19 protein-coding genes are annotated in these 19,077 nt (G+C 60.5%); 9 read left to right on the forward strand and 10 right to left on the reverse strand.

What is annotated here, in order from left to right:
* Positions 1 to 276: 276 nt before the first annotated feature.
* The 4 genes from CCGE531_RS06480 to radA form a co-directional block, all read right to left on the reverse strand.
* Positions 277 to 1,017, reverse strand: coding sequence for an SDR family NAD(P)-dependent oxidoreductase (locus CCGE531_RS06480; protein ID WP_120663452.1), 741 nt, complete (start codon positions 1,015 to 1,017; stop codon positions 277 to 279).
* Between the two features lie 68 nt (positions 1,018 to 1,085).
* Complete coding sequence (gene purF, locus CCGE531_RS06485; protein WP_120663453.1) at positions 1,086 to 2,570, reverse strand: amidophosphoribosyltransferase; 1,485 nt, start codon at positions 2,568 to 2,570, stop codon at positions 1,086 to 1,088.
* 164 nt (positions 2,571 to 2,734) lie between these two features.
* On the reverse strand, positions 2,735 to 3,358 hold the full coding sequence (locus CCGE531_RS06490; protein ID WP_120663454.1) for a CvpA family protein: 624 nt from the start codon (positions 3,356 to 3,358) through the stop codon (positions 2,735 to 2,737).
* A 92-nt stretch (positions 3,359 to 3,450) separates the two neighbouring features.
* Positions 3,451 to 4,854 carry a DNA repair protein RadA gene (gene radA / locus CCGE531_RS06495; protein ID WP_120663455.1) on the reverse strand — a complete coding sequence of 468 codons (1,404 nt, stop codon included), beginning with the start codon at positions 4,852 to 4,854 and terminating at the stop codon, positions 3,451 to 3,453.
* A gap of 152 nt (positions 4,855 to 5,006) precedes the next feature.
* Here radA and CCGE531_RS06500 point away from each other — a divergent pair, with 152 nt between their 5' ends.
* Entirely contained in the window at positions 5,007 to 5,642 is a 636-nt protein-coding gene (locus CCGE531_RS06500; RefSeq protein WP_120663456.1) for a LysE family translocator, read from the forward strand.
* 2 nt (positions 5,643 to 5,644) lie between these two features.
* On the opposite strand, the gene alr is transcribed toward CCGE531_RS06500, so the two are convergent.
* Positions 5,645 to 6,817, reverse strand: coding sequence for an alanine racemase (alr, locus tag CCGE531_RS06505; RefSeq protein WP_120663457.1), 1,173 nt, complete (start codon positions 6,815 to 6,817; stop codon positions 5,645 to 5,647).
* Positions 6,818 to 7,000: 183 nt separating this feature from the next.
* Here alr and CCGE531_RS06510 point away from each other — a divergent pair, with 183 nt between their 5' ends.
* The 3 genes from CCGE531_RS06510 (at position 7,001) to CCGE531_RS06520 (ending at position 8,955) form a co-directional block, all read left to right on the forward strand.
* Positions 7,001 to 7,822: an AraC family transcriptional regulator gene (locus CCGE531_RS06510; protein WP_120666564.1), complete on the forward strand. Its 822-nt coding sequence runs from the start codon at positions 7,001 to 7,003 to the stop codon at positions 7,820 to 7,822.
* 129 nt (positions 7,823 to 7,951) lie between these two features.
* The gene (locus CCGE531_RS06515; protein WP_120663458.1) at positions 7,952 to 8,656 is read left to right on the forward strand and encodes an AzlC family ABC transporter permease; all 705 of its coding nucleotides are present in this window, start codon (positions 7,952 to 7,954) and stop codon (positions 8,654 to 8,656) included.
* The gene (locus CCGE531_RS06520; RefSeq protein ID WP_120663459.1) at positions 8,653 to 8,955 is read left to right on the forward strand and encodes an AzlD domain-containing protein; all 303 of its coding nucleotides are present in this window, start codon (positions 8,653 to 8,655) and stop codon (positions 8,953 to 8,955) included. The genes CCGE531_RS06515 and CCGE531_RS06520 overlap by 4 nt, the downstream gene beginning before the upstream one ends.
* A 99-nt stretch (positions 8,956 to 9,054) precedes the next feature.
* On the opposite strand, the gene CCGE531_RS06525 is transcribed toward CCGE531_RS06520, so the two are convergent.
* A complete protein-coding gene (locus tag CCGE531_RS06525; RefSeq protein WP_120663460.1) occupies positions 9,055 to 10,551 on the reverse strand; it encodes a replicative DNA helicase in 1,497 nt (498 codons plus the stop codon).
* 349 nt (positions 10,552 to 10,900) lie between these two features.
* On the opposite strand from CCGE531_RS06525, the gene CCGE531_RS06530 reads away from it, so the two are divergent.
* From CCGE531_RS06530 to CCGE531_RS06540, 3 genes are read left to right on the forward strand one after another with little or no spacing between them, the layout of a single operon-like run.
* On the forward strand, positions 10,901 to 11,344 hold the full coding sequence (locus tag CCGE531_RS06530) for a MarR family transcriptional regulator (RefSeq protein ID WP_120663461.1): 444 nt from the start codon (positions 10,901 to 10,903) through the stop codon (positions 11,342 to 11,344).
* Between the two features lie 8 nt (positions 11,345 to 11,352).
* Complete coding sequence (locus CCGE531_RS06535; protein WP_120663462.1) at positions 11,353 to 12,999, forward strand: MFS transporter; 1,647 nt, start codon at positions 11,353 to 11,355, stop codon at positions 12,997 to 12,999.
* Positions 13,000 to 13,016: 17 nt separating this feature from the next.
* Positions 13,017 to 14,084 (forward strand): HlyD family secretion protein, encoded by a 1,068-nt coding sequence (locus CCGE531_RS06540; protein ID WP_120663463.1) that lies wholly within the window; start codon positions 13,017 to 13,019, stop codon positions 14,082 to 14,084.
* Between the two features lie 88 nt (positions 14,085 to 14,172).
* On the opposite strand, the gene rplI is transcribed toward CCGE531_RS06540, so the two are convergent.
* The 4 genes from rplI to rpsF form a co-directional block, all read right to left on the reverse strand.
* Entirely contained in the window at positions 14,173 to 14,754 is a 582-nt protein-coding gene (gene rplI, locus CCGE531_RS06545) for a 50S ribosomal protein L9 (RefSeq protein WP_120663464.1), read from the reverse strand.
* A 19-nt stretch (positions 14,755 to 14,773) separates the two neighbouring features.
* Positions 14,774 to 15,754, reverse strand: coding sequence for a DUF2232 domain-containing protein (locus CCGE531_RS06550; protein ID WP_120666566.1), 981 nt, complete (start codon positions 15,752 to 15,754; stop codon positions 14,774 to 14,776).
* A 163-nt stretch (positions 15,755 to 15,917) separates the two neighbouring features.
* Positions 15,918 to 16,166 carry a 30S ribosomal protein S18 gene (gene rpsR / locus CCGE531_RS06555; RefSeq protein WP_004122103.1) on the reverse strand — a complete coding sequence of 83 codons (249 nt, stop codon included), beginning with the start codon at positions 16,164 to 16,166 and terminating at the stop codon, positions 15,918 to 15,920.
* Positions 16,167 to 16,180: 14 nt separating this feature from the next.
* On the reverse strand, positions 16,181 to 16,627 hold the full coding sequence (gene rpsF, locus CCGE531_RS06560) for a 30S ribosomal protein S6 (RefSeq protein WP_120663465.1): 447 nt from the start codon (positions 16,625 to 16,627) through the stop codon (positions 16,181 to 16,183).
* A 339-nt stretch (positions 16,628 to 16,966) separates the two neighbouring features.
* Here rpsF and CCGE531_RS06565 point away from each other — a divergent pair, with 339 nt between their 5' ends.
* Complete coding sequence (locus CCGE531_RS06565; RefSeq protein ID WP_120666568.1) at positions 16,967 to 17,713, forward strand: phosphoglycerate mutase family protein; 747 nt, start codon at positions 16,967 to 16,969, stop codon at positions 17,711 to 17,713.
* A gap of 135 nt (positions 17,714 to 17,848) precedes the next feature.
* The gene (locus CCGE531_RS06570) at positions 17,849 to 19,063 is read left to right on the forward strand and encodes a hypothetical protein (RefSeq protein ID WP_205586473.1); all 1,215 of its coding nucleotides are present in this window, start codon (positions 17,849 to 17,851) and stop codon (positions 19,061 to 19,063) included.
* The last annotated feature ends 14 nt before the right edge of the window (positions 19,064 to 19,077 follow it).

The raw sequence follows: 19,077 nt of genomic DNA on the forward strand, positions 1-19,077 counted from the left end.
GAGACGAAAACGGCCAGGCCAGCGAAACGCTAGCGAATAATTTTCCGGCAGATAATGCAGATAACCGTTTTCATGGCAGGCTTTATCGCTCGACTACGGTGATTGGTCAAGAGCCCAATCTCTCCTTCTCCTCTCGGGGAGAAGGTGGCCCGAAGGGTCGGATGAAGGAGCGACAGGCGTTCGTTCGGAGCGCCCCGAGCGAAGGCAAAGCGTAAGCCTTACGGCGAAACACTCAACGCGTGCTGCGCGCGAATTTCGCCCGCGCGAAGGTGTTTTTTATTCCGGCATCCGATAGCCGACGAGCTTGTTCTCGCGCACGATGAAGAGCTTGCCGGTTTCGGTGACGTCGGGGCCGACGAGCGGCAGGATCGCCTGGGCGACGTCGCGGGGGTGCGGCAGCGTATCCGGATCTTCGCCGGGCATGGCCTGGGCGCGCATGGCGGTGCGGGTGGCGCCGGGATCGACGCTGGTGATGCGTAGCGGCGTGCTCTCCGTTTCCCCGGCCCATGTCCGCGCTAGCGCTTCGACGGCCGCCTTGGATGCGGAATAGGGACCCCAGAAGGGCCGGCAGCGATGGGCGGCGGCAGACGACAGGATAACCGCGCGTCCCGCTTCGGAGCGCATCAGCAGCGGCTCGACGGAGCGGATCAGCCGCCAGGTCGCGGTGACGTTGATGGTCATCACCTTCTCGAACACCTTGGCCTCGACATGGCCAATCGGCGAGATGACGCCGAGCACACCGGCATTGGCGACGAGGATGTCGAGCTTGCCCCAGCGTTCGAAGATCGAGCCACCAAGTGCGTCAATGGCATTCATGTCGGCGAGATCGAAGGGAACGAGGGTCGCGGAGCCACCTGCCGCCTTGACGGCGTCGTCCAGCTCCTCAAGTCCGCCGACCGTGCGGGCGCAGGCGATCACATGCGCGCCGGCCTTGGCCAATTCCAATGCCGTGAAATAACCGATGCCGCGCGATGCACCGGTGACGAGGGCGATCTTGTCCTTGAGATTGACGCTCATGCTGTCCTGATCCGAATGCGTGGAAGAGAAAAAGGAGGCAGGAATGCCCCCGTCAACCGTGGCTGAGGTCAGCCGTTGCTGGCGAGAACGGAAAGCTTGCGCACGTTGCTGGTGCTTTCCTTGTCGAGCAGGCGGGTCGGATAATCGCCGGTGAAATAATGGTCGGTGAACTGCGGCTGCGCATTGTCGCGCGGCTCGCCGCCGACGGCACGATAGAGGCCGTCGATCGACAGGAATTCCAGCGAATCCGCGCCGATGAAATCGCACATGGCCTTCAGGCTGCTGTATTGGTTGGCGAGCAGCTTGTCGGCATCCGGCGTGTCGATGCCGTAGAAGTCCGGATGAAAGATCATCGGGCTGGCGACGCGGATGTGCACCTCGCGGGCGCCGGCTTCGCGGATCATCTGCACGATCTTGACCGAGGTCGTGCCGCGCACGATGGAATCATCCACCAGCACGACCCGCTTGCCCTCGATGATGGCGCGGTTGGCCGAATGCTTGAGCTTGACGCCGAAGGCGCGGATCTGCTGCGTCGGTTCGATGAAGGTGCGCCCGACATAGTGGTTGCGGATGATGCCGAGCTCGAAGGGAATGCCGCTTGCCTGCGCATAGCCGATCGCCGCCGGCGTGCCGCCGTCCGGCACCGGCACGACGACATCGGCCTCGATGGGAGCTTCCTTGGCGAGGTTGATGCCCATGTTCTTGCGCGCAACATAGACGTTGCGGCCGCCGACGACGGAATCGGGGCGGGCGAAATAGACATATTCGAACAGGCAGAGCCGCTCGGGCTTCGCAGCTTCGGGCTTGCGGGCGTCGATGGTGATCGAGCCGTCGGGCTGGATCTCGCAGATGACGACCTCGCCGTTTTCGACGTCGCGGACGTATTTCGCGCCGATGATGTCGAGCGCACAGGTTTCCGAGCAGAAGATCGGCTTGCCGTCGAGCTCGCCCATGACCAGCGGCCGGATGCCGATCGGGTCGCGGGCGGCGATCAGCTTCGTGCGCGTCATGGCGAGCATCGAATAGCCGCCTTCCATCTGCCTGATAGCATCGATGAAGCGGTCGGAGGAGGAGGCCTGCTTTGAACGGGCGATGAGATGCAAGACGACCTCCGTGTCCGAGGTCGACTGACAGATGGCGCCGTCGGCGATCAGCTGCCGGCGCATGGTCAGGCCATTGGTGAAATTGCCGTTATGGGCAATCGCGATGCCGCCGACTTCCAGCTCGGCAAACAGCGGCTGCACATTGCGCAGGATCGTCTCGCCCGTCGTCGAGTAGCGCACATGGCCCATGGAGCGGTCGCCGGGCAGGCGGGCAAGCGTCGCGGGATCGGTGTAGTGATCGCCGACAAGGCCCATCCGTCGCTCGGAATGGAAGCGCTGACCGTCGAAGGAGACGATGCCGGCCGCTTCCTGGCCGCGATGCTGGAGAGCGTGCAGGCCGAGCGCCGTCAATGCCGCCGCATCCGGGTGTCCGAGAATGCCGAATACGCCGCATTCCTCGTGCAGCGTGTCGCCGTTGATATCATCCTCGATAGAAAGGGAATGGTTCATGGCTGCTTGCCTTTGCTCTCAACGTGGGCGGATCGGGGCGGCGTCACGACTGCTTGTTAAAATAGCTGAAAATCCGGCCGGAAAAAATATCGGGCCGGATCTTCAAGTGTCTTGCCGCTCAAATGGCGATTATCGCGCGGCGGGTCAAGCCTGTAAACACACCGTTAATTGTTTGTCTGCGGCGCGGGTGCATCATCCGATGGGGCGGCGTCGTTCGGCGCGGTGTTGTCGCCACCTGTCTGCGGCTGCGTCTGTTGCTGCTGGTTCGGCGCGATCTTGTTGATGATCTCCGGCGGCAGCATCGCCTGAACGTTTTCAGGAAGCGCCGACTTCAGCTTTTCGACCATCGAATCCAGGAAGGGCTTGGACTTGGCGTTGTTGACCCAATCGGGACGGGCGGCAGGGGCCACCAGCCAATTCCAGAAGGCCACGATGACGACCATCAGAAGCAGGCCGCGGGCCGCGCCGAAGAGGAAGCCGAGCGTCCGGTCGAGCGCGCCGATGCGGCTGTCGATGATGAAATCGGCAATCCGGATGGTGATGAAGGAAATGATGATCAGCGCCAGCAGGAAGATGACGGCGGCCGAGGCGATCGTCGCGATCTTGGTATCGGCCTTGTATTGCAGGGCATAGGGAACGAGAAGCGGATAAAGATAGTAGGCGGCGACCGCAGAGCCGCCCCAGCTGACGATCGATAGGATTTCGCGCGAAAAGCCGCGAACCATGGCCAGAACGGCGGAGAAGAGAAGAACGCCGATAACAATACCGTCGAAAATCGTAATGGGCATCTAAAATCCACTTCAAGACTTGCCAAACCTCATGGTTGGGCATCGGCCTCAATCATGAGCCTCATCCTCGCCAAGAACGGCTGAAGTAAGGCTCAGTCTTCGTCTTCCGCGCGCTTGAGCGCGCCCTTTGATCCAGCAATGCGCGCCACCAGATCCGGTAGGCTGTCGATCTCGCTCCAGCGTCCGCCGTTGACTTTCGGCAGGTCGGCGGAAGAGGCAGGCAGGACGGCCCCGGAAAATCCCAGCTTCTCAGCTTCCTTGAGGCGCTGGGCAGTGTGCGCAACCGGCCGGACGGCGCCCGACAGGCTGACTTCGCCGAAATAGACGCAATCGGCGGGTAGGGCAAGACCGGCCAAGGAGGAAACCAGTGCAGAAGCGACGGCAAGGTCCGCAGCCGGCTCGGAAATGCGATAACCGCCTGCAATATTGAGGTAAACATCGTGCTGGCCGAGGCGCACGCCGCAATGTGCTTCCAGAACGGCGAGAATCATCGACAGGCGCGCCGAATCCCAGCCGACGATGGCGCGGCGCGGCGTACCGAGCGATGTCGGCGCGACCAGAGCCTGTACCTCGACAAGCACCGGGCGCGTGCCCTCTATCCCTGCAAAAACGGCCGCCCCAGGCGACTTTTCGTTGCGCTCGCCGAGAAAGAGTTCGGACGGGTTGGCAACGTCGCGCAGGCCGGCGTCGGACATTTCGAATACGCCGATCTCGTCGGTAGGGCCAAAGCGATTCTTCACCGTGCGCAAGATGCGGTAGTGATGGCTGCGATCGCCTTCGAAATAGAGGACGGCATCGACCATATGCTCGACGACGCGCGGTCCGGCGATCTGGCCGTCCTTGGTGACGTGGCCGACAAGCACCATCGCAGTGCCCGTCTGCTTGGCGAAGCGGATCATCGCCTGGACGCCGGTGCGCACCTGCGTGACCGTGCCGGGCGCGGATTCGGCAAGTTCGCTCCACAGCGTCTGGATGGAATCGATGATGACGAGATCCGGCCGCTTGCCTTCTGAAAGCGTCGCCAGGATATCCTCGACATTGGTTTCCGCCGCGAGCAGCACTTCGGTGTCGGCCGCCTTCAGTCGCTGGGCGCGCAGGCGAACCTGCGCCACGGCTTCTTCGCCGGAGACATAGATGATTTTGTGCCCGCGCCGGGCGAGCGCGGCTGCTGCCTGCATCAACAGCGTCGACTTGCCGATGCCGGGATCGCCGCCGACGAGAACGGCAGAGCCACGGACGAAACCGCCGCCAGTCGCGCGGTCGAGTTCGGATAAGCCGGTATGGATGCGCGGCGCTTCCTCGATCTCTCCCGAGAGCGTCGTCAGTGTTACGGGCTTGCCCTTCTTCGGCGTCCTTGCCGGGCCGCCACCGATCCCGCCCAACGGATCTTCCTCGACGATGGTGTTCCATGCGCCGCAGTTGTCGCACTTGCCGGCCCAGCGATTGTGGACCGTGCCGCAGTTCTGGCAGATGAATTGTGTGCGGGCTTTAGCCATCGGATGCTGTTCTCAAGTTCAAATGCTTCGCTTTTCGCGACGAATCGCGATCGGCTGTCAGATAATGTCTTTCCCGGCCTATCAAAACTAATGATTTCCGTATCAACGGTGATCGTGTCAGTTTTTATGCCGGGTTTTATGGATGATGATCGATGTTTGACTACACACTTGCTCACTGGATCGCGTTTCTGACCGCCGCAACGCTCCTTAATCTGTCGCCTGGGCCGGATATCGCTTTCATTCTCGGTCATACGATCAGAAGCGGCATGCGCTCGGGCTTTGCGGCCCTGTTCGGGATCTGGAGCGGCGCGTGCCTGCATGTGCTGATGGCCGCCGCCGGCCTGTCGGCGATCCTGGCGGCTTCCGCGTTGGCCTTCTCGACGGTCAAATGGGTCGGCGCCGCCTATTTGATCTGGCTCGGCATACAGGCGCTACGCTCGAAGGGCGAGGGGGCCTGGATCAAGGAGGCGGGCAAGGCCTTGTCCTTTAGCCGCATCTATCGGCAAGGCATCATGGTCTCGCTGCTCAATCCGAAGGTCGCGATCTTCTTTCTGGCCTTCCTGCCGCAATTCGTCGTCGAAGGCGCCGGTCCGGTCTGGGCGCAGCTTTTGCTGCATGGCAGCCTGATCATCGTCGTGGCCGCCTTCATAGAGCCGCCGCTCATCCTGCTGGGCGGCCGACTGAGCGAAGCCCTCCGGCGCAATCGCAGCCTCGGCCTGTGGCTCGATCGTGGTCTCGGCACGCTGTTTGTGGCTCTCGGCCTCCGGCTGGCAATCAGCGCGCGCTGAGGCTATGCCTCGACCTCCTCCGAGATATACCGGCGCTCGTGCCGCAGCCCCAGGCTGGTCAGCATCTCGTAGCCGATCGTGCCAGCCGCCCTTGCGGCCTCGTCGACCGGGATGTTGCTGCCGAAGAGCTCGACATAGTCGCCGGCGCGAGCCAGGTTTTCCGGCAGGTCGGTGACGTCGAAGATGGTGAGGTCCATGGTGATGCGGCCGGCAACGGGCACCTTGTGGCCGGCAATGAAGCCATGACCGCCTGCGACGCCGGCCTGGCGTAGCGGCACGCCGCCGCTCGACTGGCTGCGCATATAGCCATCGGCATAGCCTGCCGAGACGATCGCCAGCCGGCTGTCGCGGGTCAATTGAAGCGCGCGGCCATACCCCACGGTTTCGCCTGATTTCACCGAGCGGGTCTGGATGATCCGCGCCTCCGCCGTCGCCACCGGACGCATCGGATTGGCCATGCCGGGAACCGCCTCGCCGCCATAGGTGGCAATGCCGGGGCGGGTGAGGTCGAAATGATAGTCCGATCCAAGAAAGATGCCGGCCGAATTGGCGAGGCTTGCTTCTATGCCGTCGAAGGCGGTGCTGACCTTGCGGAAGGCCTCGAGCTGCTGCTTATTCATCGCATTGGACGGATCGTCGCCACAGGCGAGATGGCTCATTACGAGAACGGGCGCAAAGCTTGCCGGACGGGAGACGTCGTCTGCAAGCGCGATCGCATCGTCCATCGGCAGCCCGAGCCTGTTGAAGCCCGTGTCGACCTGCAGGGCGCAGGGATAGTCGCCATACTCCGATAGCACCGCCATCCAGAAGGTCAGTTGCTCCTCCGAGGCGATGACGGGCACGAGATCGTTCTCGAAGAACCGGCGCTCCATGCCCGGCCAGATGCCGCTTAAGACGAATATGCGCGCTTCCGGAGCATAGAGCCGCAATGTCGCGCCTTCATCGGCGGTGGCGACGAAGAAATCGCGCGCGCCGGCGGCGTAAAGCGTTTCGCCGATATCCTCGATCCCCAGCCCATATGCATCCGCCTTGACGACAGCCGACGTGCGAGCCTTGCCCGAACGCCGAGCCAGGTCGCGCCAGTTTTCGACGAGCGCGCCGAGATCCACCGTCAGCCGCAGGCCGGCGAAAGCAAAAGCATCATCGTCTTCGAAGGGGAGGGAAAAATCTGTCATGAATCGCCGCGATGAAAGGGAAGTTGTTCAGCGCACTTTAGAGAGCATTGTGGCAAAGAGAAAGCGCGGACAGGTGAATACCAGCCTTTCCCACACGCGATCACTTTTGTTCAAGACGTGCGGGAGTCGGGGCGCTAATGTGCGGGGATGCAGAACGTTTCGCAGAAAGAGGCGGCTGACGCCATGCCGCTTGCCAAGGTGGAATCGACCCGCTTCTGGCGGGACGGTCGTTTTCGCGGCATGGAATGCCTGAGCGCAAGCTTCGTGACGCATGAATATGCGCCGCATGCGCATGACACGTTCAGCATCGGGACGATTGAAAGAGGCAGCCAGATCACCACACTGCTCGGCAGGCGGGAAGAAGCCGGACCGGGCGATCTCTATCTGATCAATCCTGGCATGGTGCATGACGGCGCTCCGGGCGACGAAGGCTATCGCTACCGCATGATCTACCCGGACACGAAGCTCTTCGTCGACATTCTGGAAGACGTCACGGGCAAGGCCTTCAACGCGACGCCATCCTTTGCCGGTTCATTGTTGCGCGATCCGCAGCTTGCCAGCGCCTTCCAGAAGGCGCACCGCACACTCGAGAGCGGCGCTGGCGCGCTGGAATCCGATGAAGGCATGTTCTCGGTGCTGGCGGCGCTCTTTGCGCGCTACGGCAGCACGATCGTCCTTCCCGTCGATACCAAGGAGCGTAGCGCCGTCGCGCGCTCCCGCGATTACCTCAGTGAGAATTTCGACAGCGATGTCGGATTGGAGGAATTGGCCAAGGTCGCGGGGCTGAGCCGCGCGCACCTGATCCGCGCTTTCCGCAGGGAATATCATATTACGCCCCATGCCTTTCTGACCGATCGGCGCGTAATCGTTGCCCGCCGATTGCTCAGGGAGGGCCGCATGCCGGCCGATGTCGCCATGGAATGCGGTTTCGCCGATCAAGCACATTTCACGCGCCACTTCAAATCGCGCACCGGCGTCACCCCGGGCCAGTTCCGCGTCGGCTAGCGCATTTTCGCTTTTCTGCGAATATAGAAAAGGCTTTGCGGATTCTGATGGAACTCTAATCACTTTCGTTCAATACAGCGCCGGCTGCCGTCGGCTACCTTTCCGTCATTGTTGAAGTGGAGGTTGCCAATGTTGCAGCAAAGCCGGCCGGCCGGCGAATTCAAAGCCGGGATGCGTGCCATTTTTCCGCTGATCGTCGCCGTTCTGCCCATCGGCCTCGTGTTCGGCGCGGTTTCGGCGACCAAGGGGCTTTCGCCGCTGGAGACCACACTGATGAGCGCGCTCGTCTTCGCTGGCGGCTCGCAATTTGTGGCGATGGATATCTGGACACATCCCGCAAGTTGGATTGGCGTCGGCTTCGCGGCCCTGCTTGTCAATATCCGCCACGTGCTGATGAGCGCTTCGATCGGCGTGAAGATGCAGTCTTTCTCCGGCGTCAAACGCTATAGCGCCATGCTGTTTCTCGCCGATGAGATTTGGGCCATGGCGGAATTCCGCGCCGGTGCGACGCGGCTCACGCCCGCCTGGTATGCGGGCATCGTCACGCCTTTCTATTTGACCTGGGTCGGCTCGTCGCTTGCGGGCGCTTTGCTTGGCGCCTTTCTCGGCGATCCCGCCGTCATCGGTCTCGACTTCACCTTTCCGGCCGTCTTCATCGTGCTGGTCATGGGTTTCTGGAAAGGACCGGAAACCGGCGCCGTGCTTGCCGCAAGCGGCGTTGCAGCCGTTGCGGTCCACCAGTTCGTGCCCGGTGTCTGGTATATTGCAGCCGGCGCACTGGCGGGGCTGGCGGTGGCTTTCTGGAAAGGCAGAGCGCAGGAGCAGACGGCATGACGCTCGATCTCAACACGCTGCTCGCCATCCTCGCCATGGCTGCTGCGACGATTTTCACCCGCGTTGGCGGTCTTGTCTTGATTCGCTACGTGGAGATTGGCGAGCGCCGGCGAACCGCAATCGAAGCCATTCCACCGGCCGTGCTGATGGCTGTCATTGCCCCGACAGCCTTTGCTACCGGCTGGGCGGAGACGCTGGCCTGCGCGACCACTGCAATAGCCTCCCGCCGCTTGCCGATGCTGGCTAGCGTTGTGGTCGGCGTTGCCATGGTGGCTTTGCTGCGCGCTGCGGGACTCTGAAGCGTTTCCGGAAAAAGCGCGTAGCGGCTCTCCGTCCGGAATGCATAAGACAGCAAAGCGGAAGCGCTCCAACGGGACATCGACGCCGCAAACTTCTCGTCAGTGTTCCTCATACTGAATGAAGGAGGAATCGGCGAGGTCGGCAAAGCGGGTGAATTCCGACTGGAAGGCGAGCCGCACCGTGCCCGTCGGTCCGTGGCGCTGCTTGGCGATGATGACATCGGCCGTGCCCTTCACGCGCTCGAACTGTGCTTCCCATTCCGCGTACTTCGGATCGGCCACATCGCGTGGCTCGGCATTCTTCACGTAGTATTCCTCGCGGAACACGAAGAGCACCACGTCGGCGTCCTGCTCGATCGAGCCTGATTCGCGCAGGTCGGAGAGCTGTGGCCGCTTGTCTTCGCGGCTTTCGACGGCGCGCGAGAGCTGGGAGAGCGCGACGATCGGAACATTCAGCTCCTTGCCGAGAGCCTTCAGGCCGGTAGTGATCTGAGTGATTTCCTGGACGCGGTTCTCGTTCGATTTTCCCGAGCCGGTCATCAGCTGAACGTAGTCGACCACGAGCACATCGAGGCCGCGCTGTCGTTTCAGGCGCCGCGCGCGGGCGGACAACTGGGCGATCGAGATACCACCCGTCTGGTCGATGTAGAGAGGCACCTTCTGCATCATCATCGAGCATGCCACCAGCTTCTCGAAATCCGCATCGTTGATATCGCCGCGACGGATCTTCGACGAGGAGACTTCCGTCTGCTCGGAGATGATACGGGTGGCGAGCTGTTCGGACGACATTTCCAGAGAATAGAAGCCGACGACGCCGCCGTTCTTCGCCTTGGTGGAACCGTCCGCCTGCACCTCGCCTTCGAAGGAGGCCGCAATGTTGTAAGCGATGTTGGTGGCAAGCGAGGTCTTGCCCATGCCGGGACGGCCGGCAAGGATGATCAAGTCGGAGCGCTGCAGGCCGCCCATCTTGCTGTCGAGCGAATGAATGCCCGTGGATATGCCCGAAAGACCGCCGTCGCGCTCCTTGGCGACGGCCGCCATGTCGATCGCCAGCGCCACCGCGTCGTTGAAGGCTTGGAAGCCGCCATCGTAGCGGCCGTTTTCGGCGAGTTCGAACAGCCGTCGCTCCGTGTCTTCGATCTGGGCCTGCGGCGGCATGTCGAGCGGTGCGTCGTAGGCGATATTGACCATGTCTTCGCCGATGGTGATCAGCGCCCGGCGCAGCGCCAGGTCGTAGATGGCGCGGCCATAGTCCTCCGCATTGATGATCGACACGGCTTCGACGGCGAGGCGCGCGAGATATTGCGCGACCGTCATGTCGCCGACCTTTTCCTCCGCCGGCAGGAAGTTCTTGATGGTGACCGGGTTGGCGGTCTTGCCCATACGGATGATGTCGCCGGCGACCTCGAAGATCTTCCGGTGCAGCGGCTCATAGAGATGGACGGGCTTCAAAAAGTCGGAGACGCGGTAATAGGCATCGTTATTGACGAGGATGGCGCCGAGAAGAGCCTGTTCCGCTTCGATATTGTTGGGCGCTTCGCGATAGTGCTGTTCGGCGGGAGCAATGGCGGCGAGCTTGCGCGCAGCTTCGTTCATTTTCCATCTCTTCGTACTTTAGGGTGTCGACTGGTTTGCGACGATCCGATGTCATGGTCAACCAAGCAAATGCGCGGGGCGCAGCGAACGGAGCAAATCGGCCTAGGCTATCAACGTTGTTCCACTCGTCCACAGGGACAAGTTTCCGCCGCGTAAAAAATCCCTTGTCGCTGCTTTGCAACGCAACGATCGACACACGAATCACGTAGCAAACCATCTGTGGGGAATATTTTAGCCGGGTCTTTTGCCGTGTACATCAATTGTTGCGGCTATCATGCTTGAAAAGCTATGGAAATCCGGTTATTCCCTATAAATTAGGGTAGGATGCTAATAGTATAAAGTTGCAATAATGTCCGGTGTGCCATCAAGACAAGAGCTTTTCGACGATCTTTTTGCGTTCAATCGCAAGCTGAGGGCGGCCTTCGACGCGCTCGTTCGCGAACATGGCATGACTCTTTCCCGCGCCAGGGTTTTTCGCAAACTCTCCCGTCGGGATGGGATCAACCAACGGGAACTAGCCGACGAGCTGGAGCTTGAAACGCCGACGCTCGTGCGCATCCTCGATGCCATGGAGGCGCAGAACTTCATCGAGCGCCGTGCCGCCCAGTCCGACCGCCGCGCCAAGCAGATCTTCATGACGGAAGCCGGAAAACTCGTCGCCGCCGAGGTCGAGGCTCTTGCCACCGGTGTGCGGGCGGATATCTTGGAAGGCATTTCGGACGAGGATATCGGCGTGGCGCTCAAGGTTATCCGCGCCATGACGGCGAACCTCCAGAATGTCGGCAAATCATGAGGTAGTGCATGAGCGGTGATCCGGACCCGGTCGCCAACGCGGAAGCCAACGCCGTCCCACCCGCTCCACCGCCTATGCCGGGCTGGAAAGTGCCGCTCTATATTGCGGCATCCGTCATGTTCTTTCTGACCCAGGGCCTGGGTCTCAATCTCGCTTTCGCCAATCTGACCCAGATCCAGGGAACCATCGCGGCAACGACAACCGAATCCGCGTGGCTTTCCGCCGCCTATATGGCGCCCAATGTCAGCCTCGCCATCGCGCTGGTGAAGATCCGCCTGCAATATGGCATTCGCAATTTCGCCGAGGTCAGCATTCTTGGCTTTCTGCTTGCCTCGCTGCTCAATCTTTTCGTTTCCGACCTGCATTCGGCGATTGTCGTCCGGTTCCTCAGCGGCATCGCCGGCGCACCGCTTTCGACGCTGGGCTTCCTCTATATGCTGGAGGCCTTCGAGCCGGCGAAGAAGCTGACGGTCGGCGTCAGCCTGGCGATGATGAATACGCTGCTTGCCGCTCCCATCACCCGCCTCGTCTCACCTTCGCTGCTGGATTACGGCGAATGGCGCGGCCTTTATACGCTTGAGATGGCGCTGGCGCTGCTTGTCATGCCGATCATCTATCTCTTGCCGCTCACGCCGCCGCCGCGCGTCAAGGTCATCGTTTTGGGCGATATCTTCAGCTACCTGCTTGTGGCGATCGGCTTCGGCTGCTTCGCGGTCGCCCTGTCGGTCGGGCGTCTCTATTGGTGGCTGGAGGTGCCGTGGCTCGGGGTCGTATTGGCGATCGCCGTCGCGTCCCTGACAGTCGCCATCGTTGTCGAGCTGAGGCGCTCGACGCCACTGATCGATGTTCGCTGGCTGCTGCGTCCTGAAATCCTGCACCTGACGGGCATTTTGCTGGTCTTCCGCCTGATCGCCGCGGAACAGACTTCGGTCATCATGACCTTTTATCAGAATGCGGTCGGCCTGCTCTACGACCAGCTCTCCATGCTGTACTGGATTATCCTGGCCTTCTCGATCATCGGCGGACTCATCTGTACCGTCTTCATGACCTATGGGTTCAGCTGGCAGATCCAGTTCGTCGCGCTCATCCTGATGGGCGTGGGCTCGCTGATGGATTCGCAGGTGACGAACCTCACCCGGCCGGAGCAGATGTATCTCAGCCAGGCGCTGGTGGCGGCCGGAGCGGCACTATTCCTGCCGCCCTCCATGTCGCAAGGCTTCAAGGCTGCGCTGAGCAAAGGACCGCCTTATCTGGTGACCTTCTTTGTCGTCTTCACCTTCACGCAGAGTGTCGGCGGCCTCATCGGCTCGGCCTTCTACGGCACGCTGATCACCATTCGCGAGAAGTTCCATTCTGCGGCGCTGACCGAACATGTGCTGCTGACCGACCCGAATGTAGCCGACCGTGTCAGCCGGCTTTCATCTTCCTATGGCAAGGTGATCGGGGATAACGCGGTCCTGAAGGGGGAGGGGCTGGCGCTGCTCGGCGCTCAGGTCAGCCGCGAGGCCAACATGCTTGCCTATGGTGATGCATTCTTCGTCGCGGCCGTGATCGCCTTCCTGTCGCTTGCCGGCCTCTCAATCCATGTCTTCTTCCGCTTCGTCAGGGCTCGCCTGGCCGACGATCGGGTAGAGGTCGTGACATCTAACCCATGAGGATATGAAATAGCTCCATGTCGAGGCTCGTTCGCTCCCCCATCGAAGTCATCGCCGTTCTCGCCGGCATAGGCGGCCTCATGCTGGTGCTTTACGCCTGGCATCTGCCGCCGTTCAAAACCTCGGTCGAGACCACGGACGACGCCTATGTCAAAGGCTATGTCACGACGATCAGCCCGCAAGTCAGCGGCTATATCACCGGCGTGCCGATCAAGGACTACAAGCTCGTCAAGGAGGGCGATGTGCTCGCCCAGATCGACGACCGCATCTACAAGCAGAAGGTGGCGCAGGCGCGCGCGACACTCGCCGGACAGAAGGCGGCGCTCGCCAATTCGCAACAGCAGGAGCAAGCCGCGAAGGCCGGCATCGCCTCCAGCCAGGCGCAGATCGATAGCGCCAATGCATCGCTGAAGCGCGCGCAACTTGCAGCTGATCGCGTAACGACGCTGGTCGCCAGGGGCGTATCGACGACAAGCGATTCCGAACAGGCACAGGCGACGCTGCAGCAGGCGCAAGCCTCGCTCAATCAGGCGAAGGCAGCGCTTGATGTGTCGCAGCAGAACCTGACGACCATCATCGTCAACCGTGCATCGCTCGAAGCCGGTGTCAGCGGCGCGGAGGCTGCCGTGCAGCTTGCCGATATCGATCTGGACAATACGACGATCAGGGCGCCGCAGGACGGTCGCGTTGGAGAGGTCGGCGTACGCCTTGGCCAATATGTGACGCCCGGTACCCAGCTCATGGGGTTGGTGCCGAAGGATGTCTGGGTCATCGCCAATTTCAAGGAGACGCAGCTCGATGGCATGAAGCTCGATCAGCCCGCCACGATCTCTGTCGATGCACTCGGTCATCGCAACATCAATGGCCGCATCCAGCGCTTCTCTCCGGCGGCGGGTTCCGAATTCGCCGTCATCAGGCCCGACAACGCCACGGGCAATTTCACCAAGGTCGCCCAGCGCATCGGGGTTCGGGTCAAGATCGAGGAAGGTCAGGCGCTGGCGGATCAACTGGCGCCCGGCATGTCCGTCGTCGTCTCGGTCGACAAGGACACCGCTCCCTTGCCGGAGCCTGGCGCCGGCGACTGATCCGTCTGGCGCATCGACGGTTGGGTGACAAACAAAAAGCCCGGATCGAGTGATCCGGGCTTTCGTGTTTCCAGCAATGGGCTGAAAATTATGCGTCGTCGTCTTCGGCGTTGCCGTCGGCTTCCGGATCGAAGAAGTCTTCCGGACGCAGGGCGTCTTCGTCAACGCCGTAGATGGCGTCGGCGGAGGTGAGGGTCTCGCCCTTGGACTGACGCTCGGCTTCTTCAGCGGAACGGGCAACGTTGAGCTCGACCTTGATTTCGACTTCGGCGTGCAGGCCGATGGCAACATCGTGCAGGCCGATTGCCTTGATCGGGGTGTTCATGTGAACCTGGCTGCGGCCGATGTTGAAGCCTTCGGCGGCGAGGATTTCGACGACGTCACGGGCAGCGACCGAGCCGTACAGCTGGCCGGTTTCGCCAGCCGAGCGAACGACGATGAAGGACTTGCCGCCGAGAACGTCGGCAACCTTCTGGGCTTCGCTCTTGCGCTCGAGGTTGCGGGCTTCGAGCGTTGCGCGCTCGGCCTCGAAACGAGCCTTGTTGGCGGCATTGGCGCGCAGCGCCTTGCCGAGCGGCAGCAGGTAGTTACGGGCAAAGCCGTCGCGAACCTTGACGGTTTCGCCCATCTGGCCGAGCTTGGAGATGCGTTCGAGAAGAATGACTTCCATTTTCTTGTTCCTTTCGATGTCAGATTTTCGTGTCTGTTTGTTTGGATGTATCGGCATTCTTGTTCGGGGTCAGCGATATCGCCTTGCGGGTATCGGAAAGGCCGAGAACAAGGATGATGAAGAGCGGTAGCGTCAGCAGGAAGGACATCAGGTAGCAGATGACCAGCACGGGTATGCGCCAGTCCTTGCCGCGCGTCCGGTAATGCAGCGACGCAAAGCCGGAAACGATGAAGCCCGCGCCGAAGGCGCCGAGAACGGCGGCGGCGATGAGGCCGATCACGCCGCCGAGGAAGATGGCGACGATCGCCACGAGAAAGACGAAGATCGCATTGCGGTTCATGCGCAGCGACGAGGGAATGTCCTCGCGCGGGCGTAGATTGTGGCTCGAAGCCGCGACGATGCGGGTCGCGACGTAGTAGGCGGCGAGCAGCATCATCACCCAGATCATGCCCCAGGCGACAGGGATCGCGTAGAGCATAAGGCTCTTGGTCTTCTGGATCGCTATGGGATCGAGCGGCAGCGATGGTTGCTGCTCGTTCATGGCCTTGGCGTAGAGATCGACGACCTGGCCGACGAGATCGGCATTGTAGCCCATGACCGCGCCCGCGACGATGATGACGACGGCGGCGAGGCCGCACAGGTACAGCATGATGTCGGAGAGCGGATACCATGCCATCAGATTATCCGGTCCTCCGAGTTCGGAGGCGGGACGCGCCAGGTTGGCAAGATGGCTGAGCCATGCCGGGATCAGCGCCAGCAGGACGACGAAGAGCCCGAAATAGAACGATTGCGCGATCGTACCGACAATCCCGGCAACGACGACGGCGGCGATGACGGCGATGTTGCCCCAGCCGAGGCCGACGATCAGGATCGGGAGAGCGGAAAGCGCGCCGAACAGGATGAACAGCAATGGCTGCACCGTCGCGCCATACACGAGTAGGGCGGCGGTAAGACCGGCGAGCGCGCCGATACCAAGCTCTTTTGCGTTCAATTTTTTCACGTCGCTGTCCTGCTTCATGATCGAGCAGTTAGAGGATGCCTTCGGCACTCGGGCCTGAAAGCCGTCCCCAACATGGGTTTTCAAGGTTCCGATCCGCGCCCATCGCGAAAGGGAGAAGGGAAGGCATCGCTGCCTTCCCCTTATTCATCCGGCGTCGGCTTTATTAAGCGACGACGTAGGGCAGCAGGCCGAGGAAACGGGCGCGCTTGATCGCCTGGGCGAGTTCGCGCTGCTTCTTCTGGGAAACGGCCGTGATGCGGGAAGGAACGATCTTGCCGCGCTCGGAAATGTAGCGCTGCAGGAGGCGAACGTCCTTGTAGTCGATGCGCGGCGCATTGGCGCCCGAGAACGGGCAGGTCTTGCGGCGGCGATGGAACGGACGGCGAACCGGTGCGGAGGAAACTTCAGACATTGTTCAAAATCTCCTTATACGCGGTCTTCGCGCGGACGGCGCGGACGGTCTTCGCGGTCACCACGATCCGGGCGCGGACCACGATCGCCGAAGCTGCGCTCCGGACGGTCGCCATCACGACGCGGACGATCGTCACGGTCGCGCTTCTGCATCATGGCAGACGCGCCTTCTTCGTGCTTCTCGACAGCGATCGTCATGTAACGCAGGACGTCTTCGCTGATGCGCATCTGGCGTTCCATTTCATGGATCGCAGCGGCCGGAGCATCGATGTCCATCAGGGCGTAGTGAGCCTTGCGGTTCTTCTTGATGCGGTAGGTGAGGGACTTGAGGCCCCAGTTTTCGATACGCCCGACTTTACCGCCATGAGCTTCGATAACACCCTTGTACTGTTCTACGAGGGCGTCGACCTGCTGAGCGGAAATATCCTGTCGAGCAAGGAATACATGTTCATAAAGAGCCATGGATAGCTTTGCCTTTCTTGCGTTGATCTGAACCCGATATTCGGCGGCTAAGCCTCAACGACTGCTCCTGAGAGGGATAACCCCAAGCAAGAAAAGCGTTTCCGAGACGGTCGAGAGCGGAGACACGGGAGGCTGGAACGCTTCCGTTCCGAACGATCTTCCTTGCGAAAAACCGGCCCTCCGTTCAGCCACCAGCCAGAAGACCGGGTTGCGAACAGGGCGGCTTATACGGATTTTTGCGGGAAAGGCAAGGGGAGCTGAGAAATTGTGCTGCTATTACCTTGCGTGCGTCTGGCTCTCCCATAGGATGAGACACGATTGCGGCAATACGGATTGTTCATGCGCATCTTTCTCGTCCGGCACGGCGAATCCCTCGGAAATATCGACGATCGGGCCTATCGGCAGTTCGGCGATCACAATGTTCCGCTGACCGAATGGGGGCATCGGCAGGTGCTGCAGGCAGGGCAGGCGATCGCTGCCTATCTGAAGGGGCTACCATCAGCCGAATTGCGCAAGCTGAGCGTCTGGTATTCGCCGTTCATGAGGACGCGGCAGAGCAAGGATGCCTTGCTGGCGGTCCTGCCGGCCGAACTGATCGAGGATGTCAGGGAAGATTATCTGCTGCGCGAGCAGGATTTCGGGCTCTTCACCGAAATCTACGATCATGCCGAACAGAAGCGGAAATTCCCCGACGAATTCGAGAAATGGGCAAGGCTGCGCAACAATAACGGCAAGTTCTATGCGCGTCCGCCCGACGGCGAAAGCCGGGCGGATGTCGCCCAGCGCGTGCGCCTGTTCCTGCAGACCGTCATGCATGACGCCGAAAACGGCAGAAACAATGTCGTCATCGTCGGCCACGGCGTGACCAACCGGGCCTTCGAGATGAATTTTCTGCATCATCCGGTCGATTGGTTCGAGCGCTCGGACAATCCGGGAAACGCCGATGTCACCTTGATCGAGGGTCGGAGTTCGGAAGGCTATCGCTCGATCCTGCTGCACAAGTCCGTGGACCGGGTGAAGGGGCAGGAAGAGTTGCGCGAAGCCTATGGCTCCGAATTGGTGATTGCGCCGAAGATCTCGCAATAACTGCTGCGGCGGTCGGCTAGACACTCCCGCTGTGCTAGAGGTCAGCTCCCCATGCTAGCCTTAGGGTCGCGCAACTCTTGAAATATGCGCTGCAATCATGACTTGTGAAATGATAGGACCTGTGGAATTCATGACTTGGCTGATACTGTGGGCTGGGTTGTGAAAGTAATGAGAAAAAACTTTGTTTTGGTAGGTCTTGCTTTGGGCCTCACCCTTATCGCTCAGAATGCAACAGCGAGATTGAGCTATGACGTCCACAGCTTGAAAGATGGTTCTAAGTTCATCATGGTAAATGGTCAGTTCGAAGCTGACGATGACTTGACCATATTTCGAAACAAAGTTCTTTCCAGCCATGCGTTTTCCGTTAGTTTCTTCAGTGGTGGCGGAAACGTATACAAGGCCATGGAGTTTGGCCGTCTGATCCGATCTTTGGGCCTCCAAACCGTGGCTGCGCGAGGCTCGGAATGCGCCTCGGCTTGTTCCTTGGCATTTCTTGGTGGGGTAACTCGTTATGCCGAGCCGGACGCAATCGGCGTTCATAAATCCTCGTTCGGCGATACCAGGGGAATGAATGTCGAGGACGCCGTTGCGGCCGTTCAGCAGCAAACGGGCGACGTGATTTCCTATATGAGCGAAATGGGCGTCGATCCTAGTTTGCTGCAACTTTCCCTCAAATACGACAGCAATGATATGCGTTATTTGACATCGAGCGAAATGACACAGTTTCGGGTTACGACGGTTTCGTTCCAAGAAGTTCATGAATCTGAGGCCAAATCGTCGTCTGGCAAAGCCCAGGCACCGATTGCTGATGGTCGCAAGGCGTCAAAGACGTTGAACGAGGGGCTGCCACTTCTGCAAATTCCTGCCCCAAGAAGCGGCATTGTTCAAGATGACAGTGGGTCGGCGCAATTAAAGACCAGCCGGGATATGCGCGCCAAGACGATTGCGACTTTTGCGAATGGGAGCAAGCTGCAGATCGCGAAGAGCATCGGTGACTGGTATCGCGTGTCGATCGGCAAAAAATCCGGCTATATGCGCCAGGCGTCGGTGTGGGTGCGCGAATTTGAAGAAAGACAGCTCGGGAGGCGATACATCGAAATAACCACCGAAAAGTTTTTAGAGCCTGCAATGTCTTTCGCTAAGCGGTCATTTATTCCAATGGCAGTTCATCTAACCGTACAGGGGAGTTATGCCGTCACAATTGTTGGGACGTACGAGGGAGATGTTGATTCCCTTGTATTTCAGCCTCTGATTAAAACCAAAAGCATCCCTCCGACCGCTTTCGTCACCTATGGCAACAATTACGTTCGCGAAATCTGCTGTAGCGCTTCCACCGCGACGGCTAAATAAGCGGGTAGACGTGC

Source organism: Rhizobium sp. CCGE531 (assembly GCF_003627795.1).
In the GTDB taxonomy this organism is placed as follows: Bacteria; Pseudomonadota; Alphaproteobacteria; order Rhizobiales; family Rhizobiaceae; genus Rhizobium.

Bases quoted from the DNA above. Each gene is read 5' to 3' on its own strand.
- CCGE531_RS06480 (WP_120663452.1), bottom strand. From the start codon at position 1,017: ATGAGCGTCAATCTCAAGGACAAGATCGCCCTCGTCACCGGTGCATCG.
- purF (WP_120663453.1), bottom strand. From the start codon at position 2,570: ATGAACCATTCCCTTTCTATCGAGGATGATATCAACGGCGACACGCTG.
- CCGE531_RS06490 (WP_120663454.1), bottom strand. From the start codon at position 3,358: ATGCCCATTACGATTTTCGACGGTATTGTTATCGGCGTTCTTCTCTTC.
- radA (WP_120663455.1), bottom strand. From the start codon at position 4,854: ATGGCTAAAGCCCGCACACAATTCATCTGCCAGAACTGCGGCACGGTC.
- CCGE531_RS06500 (WP_120663456.1), top strand. From the start codon at position 5,007: ATGTTTGACTACACACTTGCTCACTGGATCGCGTTTCTGACCGCCGCA.
- alr (WP_120663457.1), bottom strand. From the start codon at position 6,817: ATGACAGATTTTTCCCTCCCCTTCGAAGACGATGATGCTTTTGCTTTC.
- CCGE531_RS06510 (WP_120666564.1), top strand. From the start codon at position 7,001: ATGCCGCTTGCCAAGGTGGAATCGACCCGCTTCTGGCGGGACGGTCGT.
- CCGE531_RS06515 (WP_120663458.1), top strand. From the start codon at position 7,952: ATGTTGCAGCAAAGCCGGCCGGCCGGCGAATTCAAAGCCGGGATGCGT.
- CCGE531_RS06520 (WP_120663459.1), top strand. From the start codon at position 8,653: ATGACGCTCGATCTCAACACGCTGCTCGCCATCCTCGCCATGGCTGCT.
- CCGE531_RS06525 (WP_120663460.1), bottom strand. From the start codon at position 10,551: ATGAACGAAGCTGCGCGCAAGCTCGCCGCCATTGCTCCCGCCGAACAG.
- CCGE531_RS06530 (WP_120663461.1), top strand. From the start codon at position 10,901: ATGTCCGGTGTGCCATCAAGACAAGAGCTTTTCGACGATCTTTTTGCG.
- CCGE531_RS06535 (WP_120663462.1), top strand. From the start codon at position 11,353: ATGAGCGGTGATCCGGACCCGGTCGCCAACGCGGAAGCCAACGCCGTC.
- CCGE531_RS06540 (WP_120663463.1), top strand. From the start codon at position 13,017: ATGTCGAGGCTCGTTCGCTCCCCCATCGAAGTCATCGCCGTTCTCGCC.
- rplI (WP_120663464.1), bottom strand. From the start codon at position 14,754: ATGGAAGTCATTCTTCTCGAACGCATCTCCAAGCTCGGCCAGATGGGC.
- rpsR (WP_004122103.1), bottom strand. From the start codon at position 16,166: ATGTCTGAAGTTTCCTCCGCACCGGTTCGCCGTCCGTTCCATCGCCGC.
- rpsF (WP_120663465.1), bottom strand. From the start codon at position 16,627: ATGGCTCTTTATGAACATGTATTCCTTGCTCGACAGGATATTTCCGCT.
- CCGE531_RS06565 (WP_120666568.1), top strand. From the start codon at position 16,967: ATGCGCATCTTTCTCGTCCGGCACGGCGAATCCCTCGGAAATATCGAC.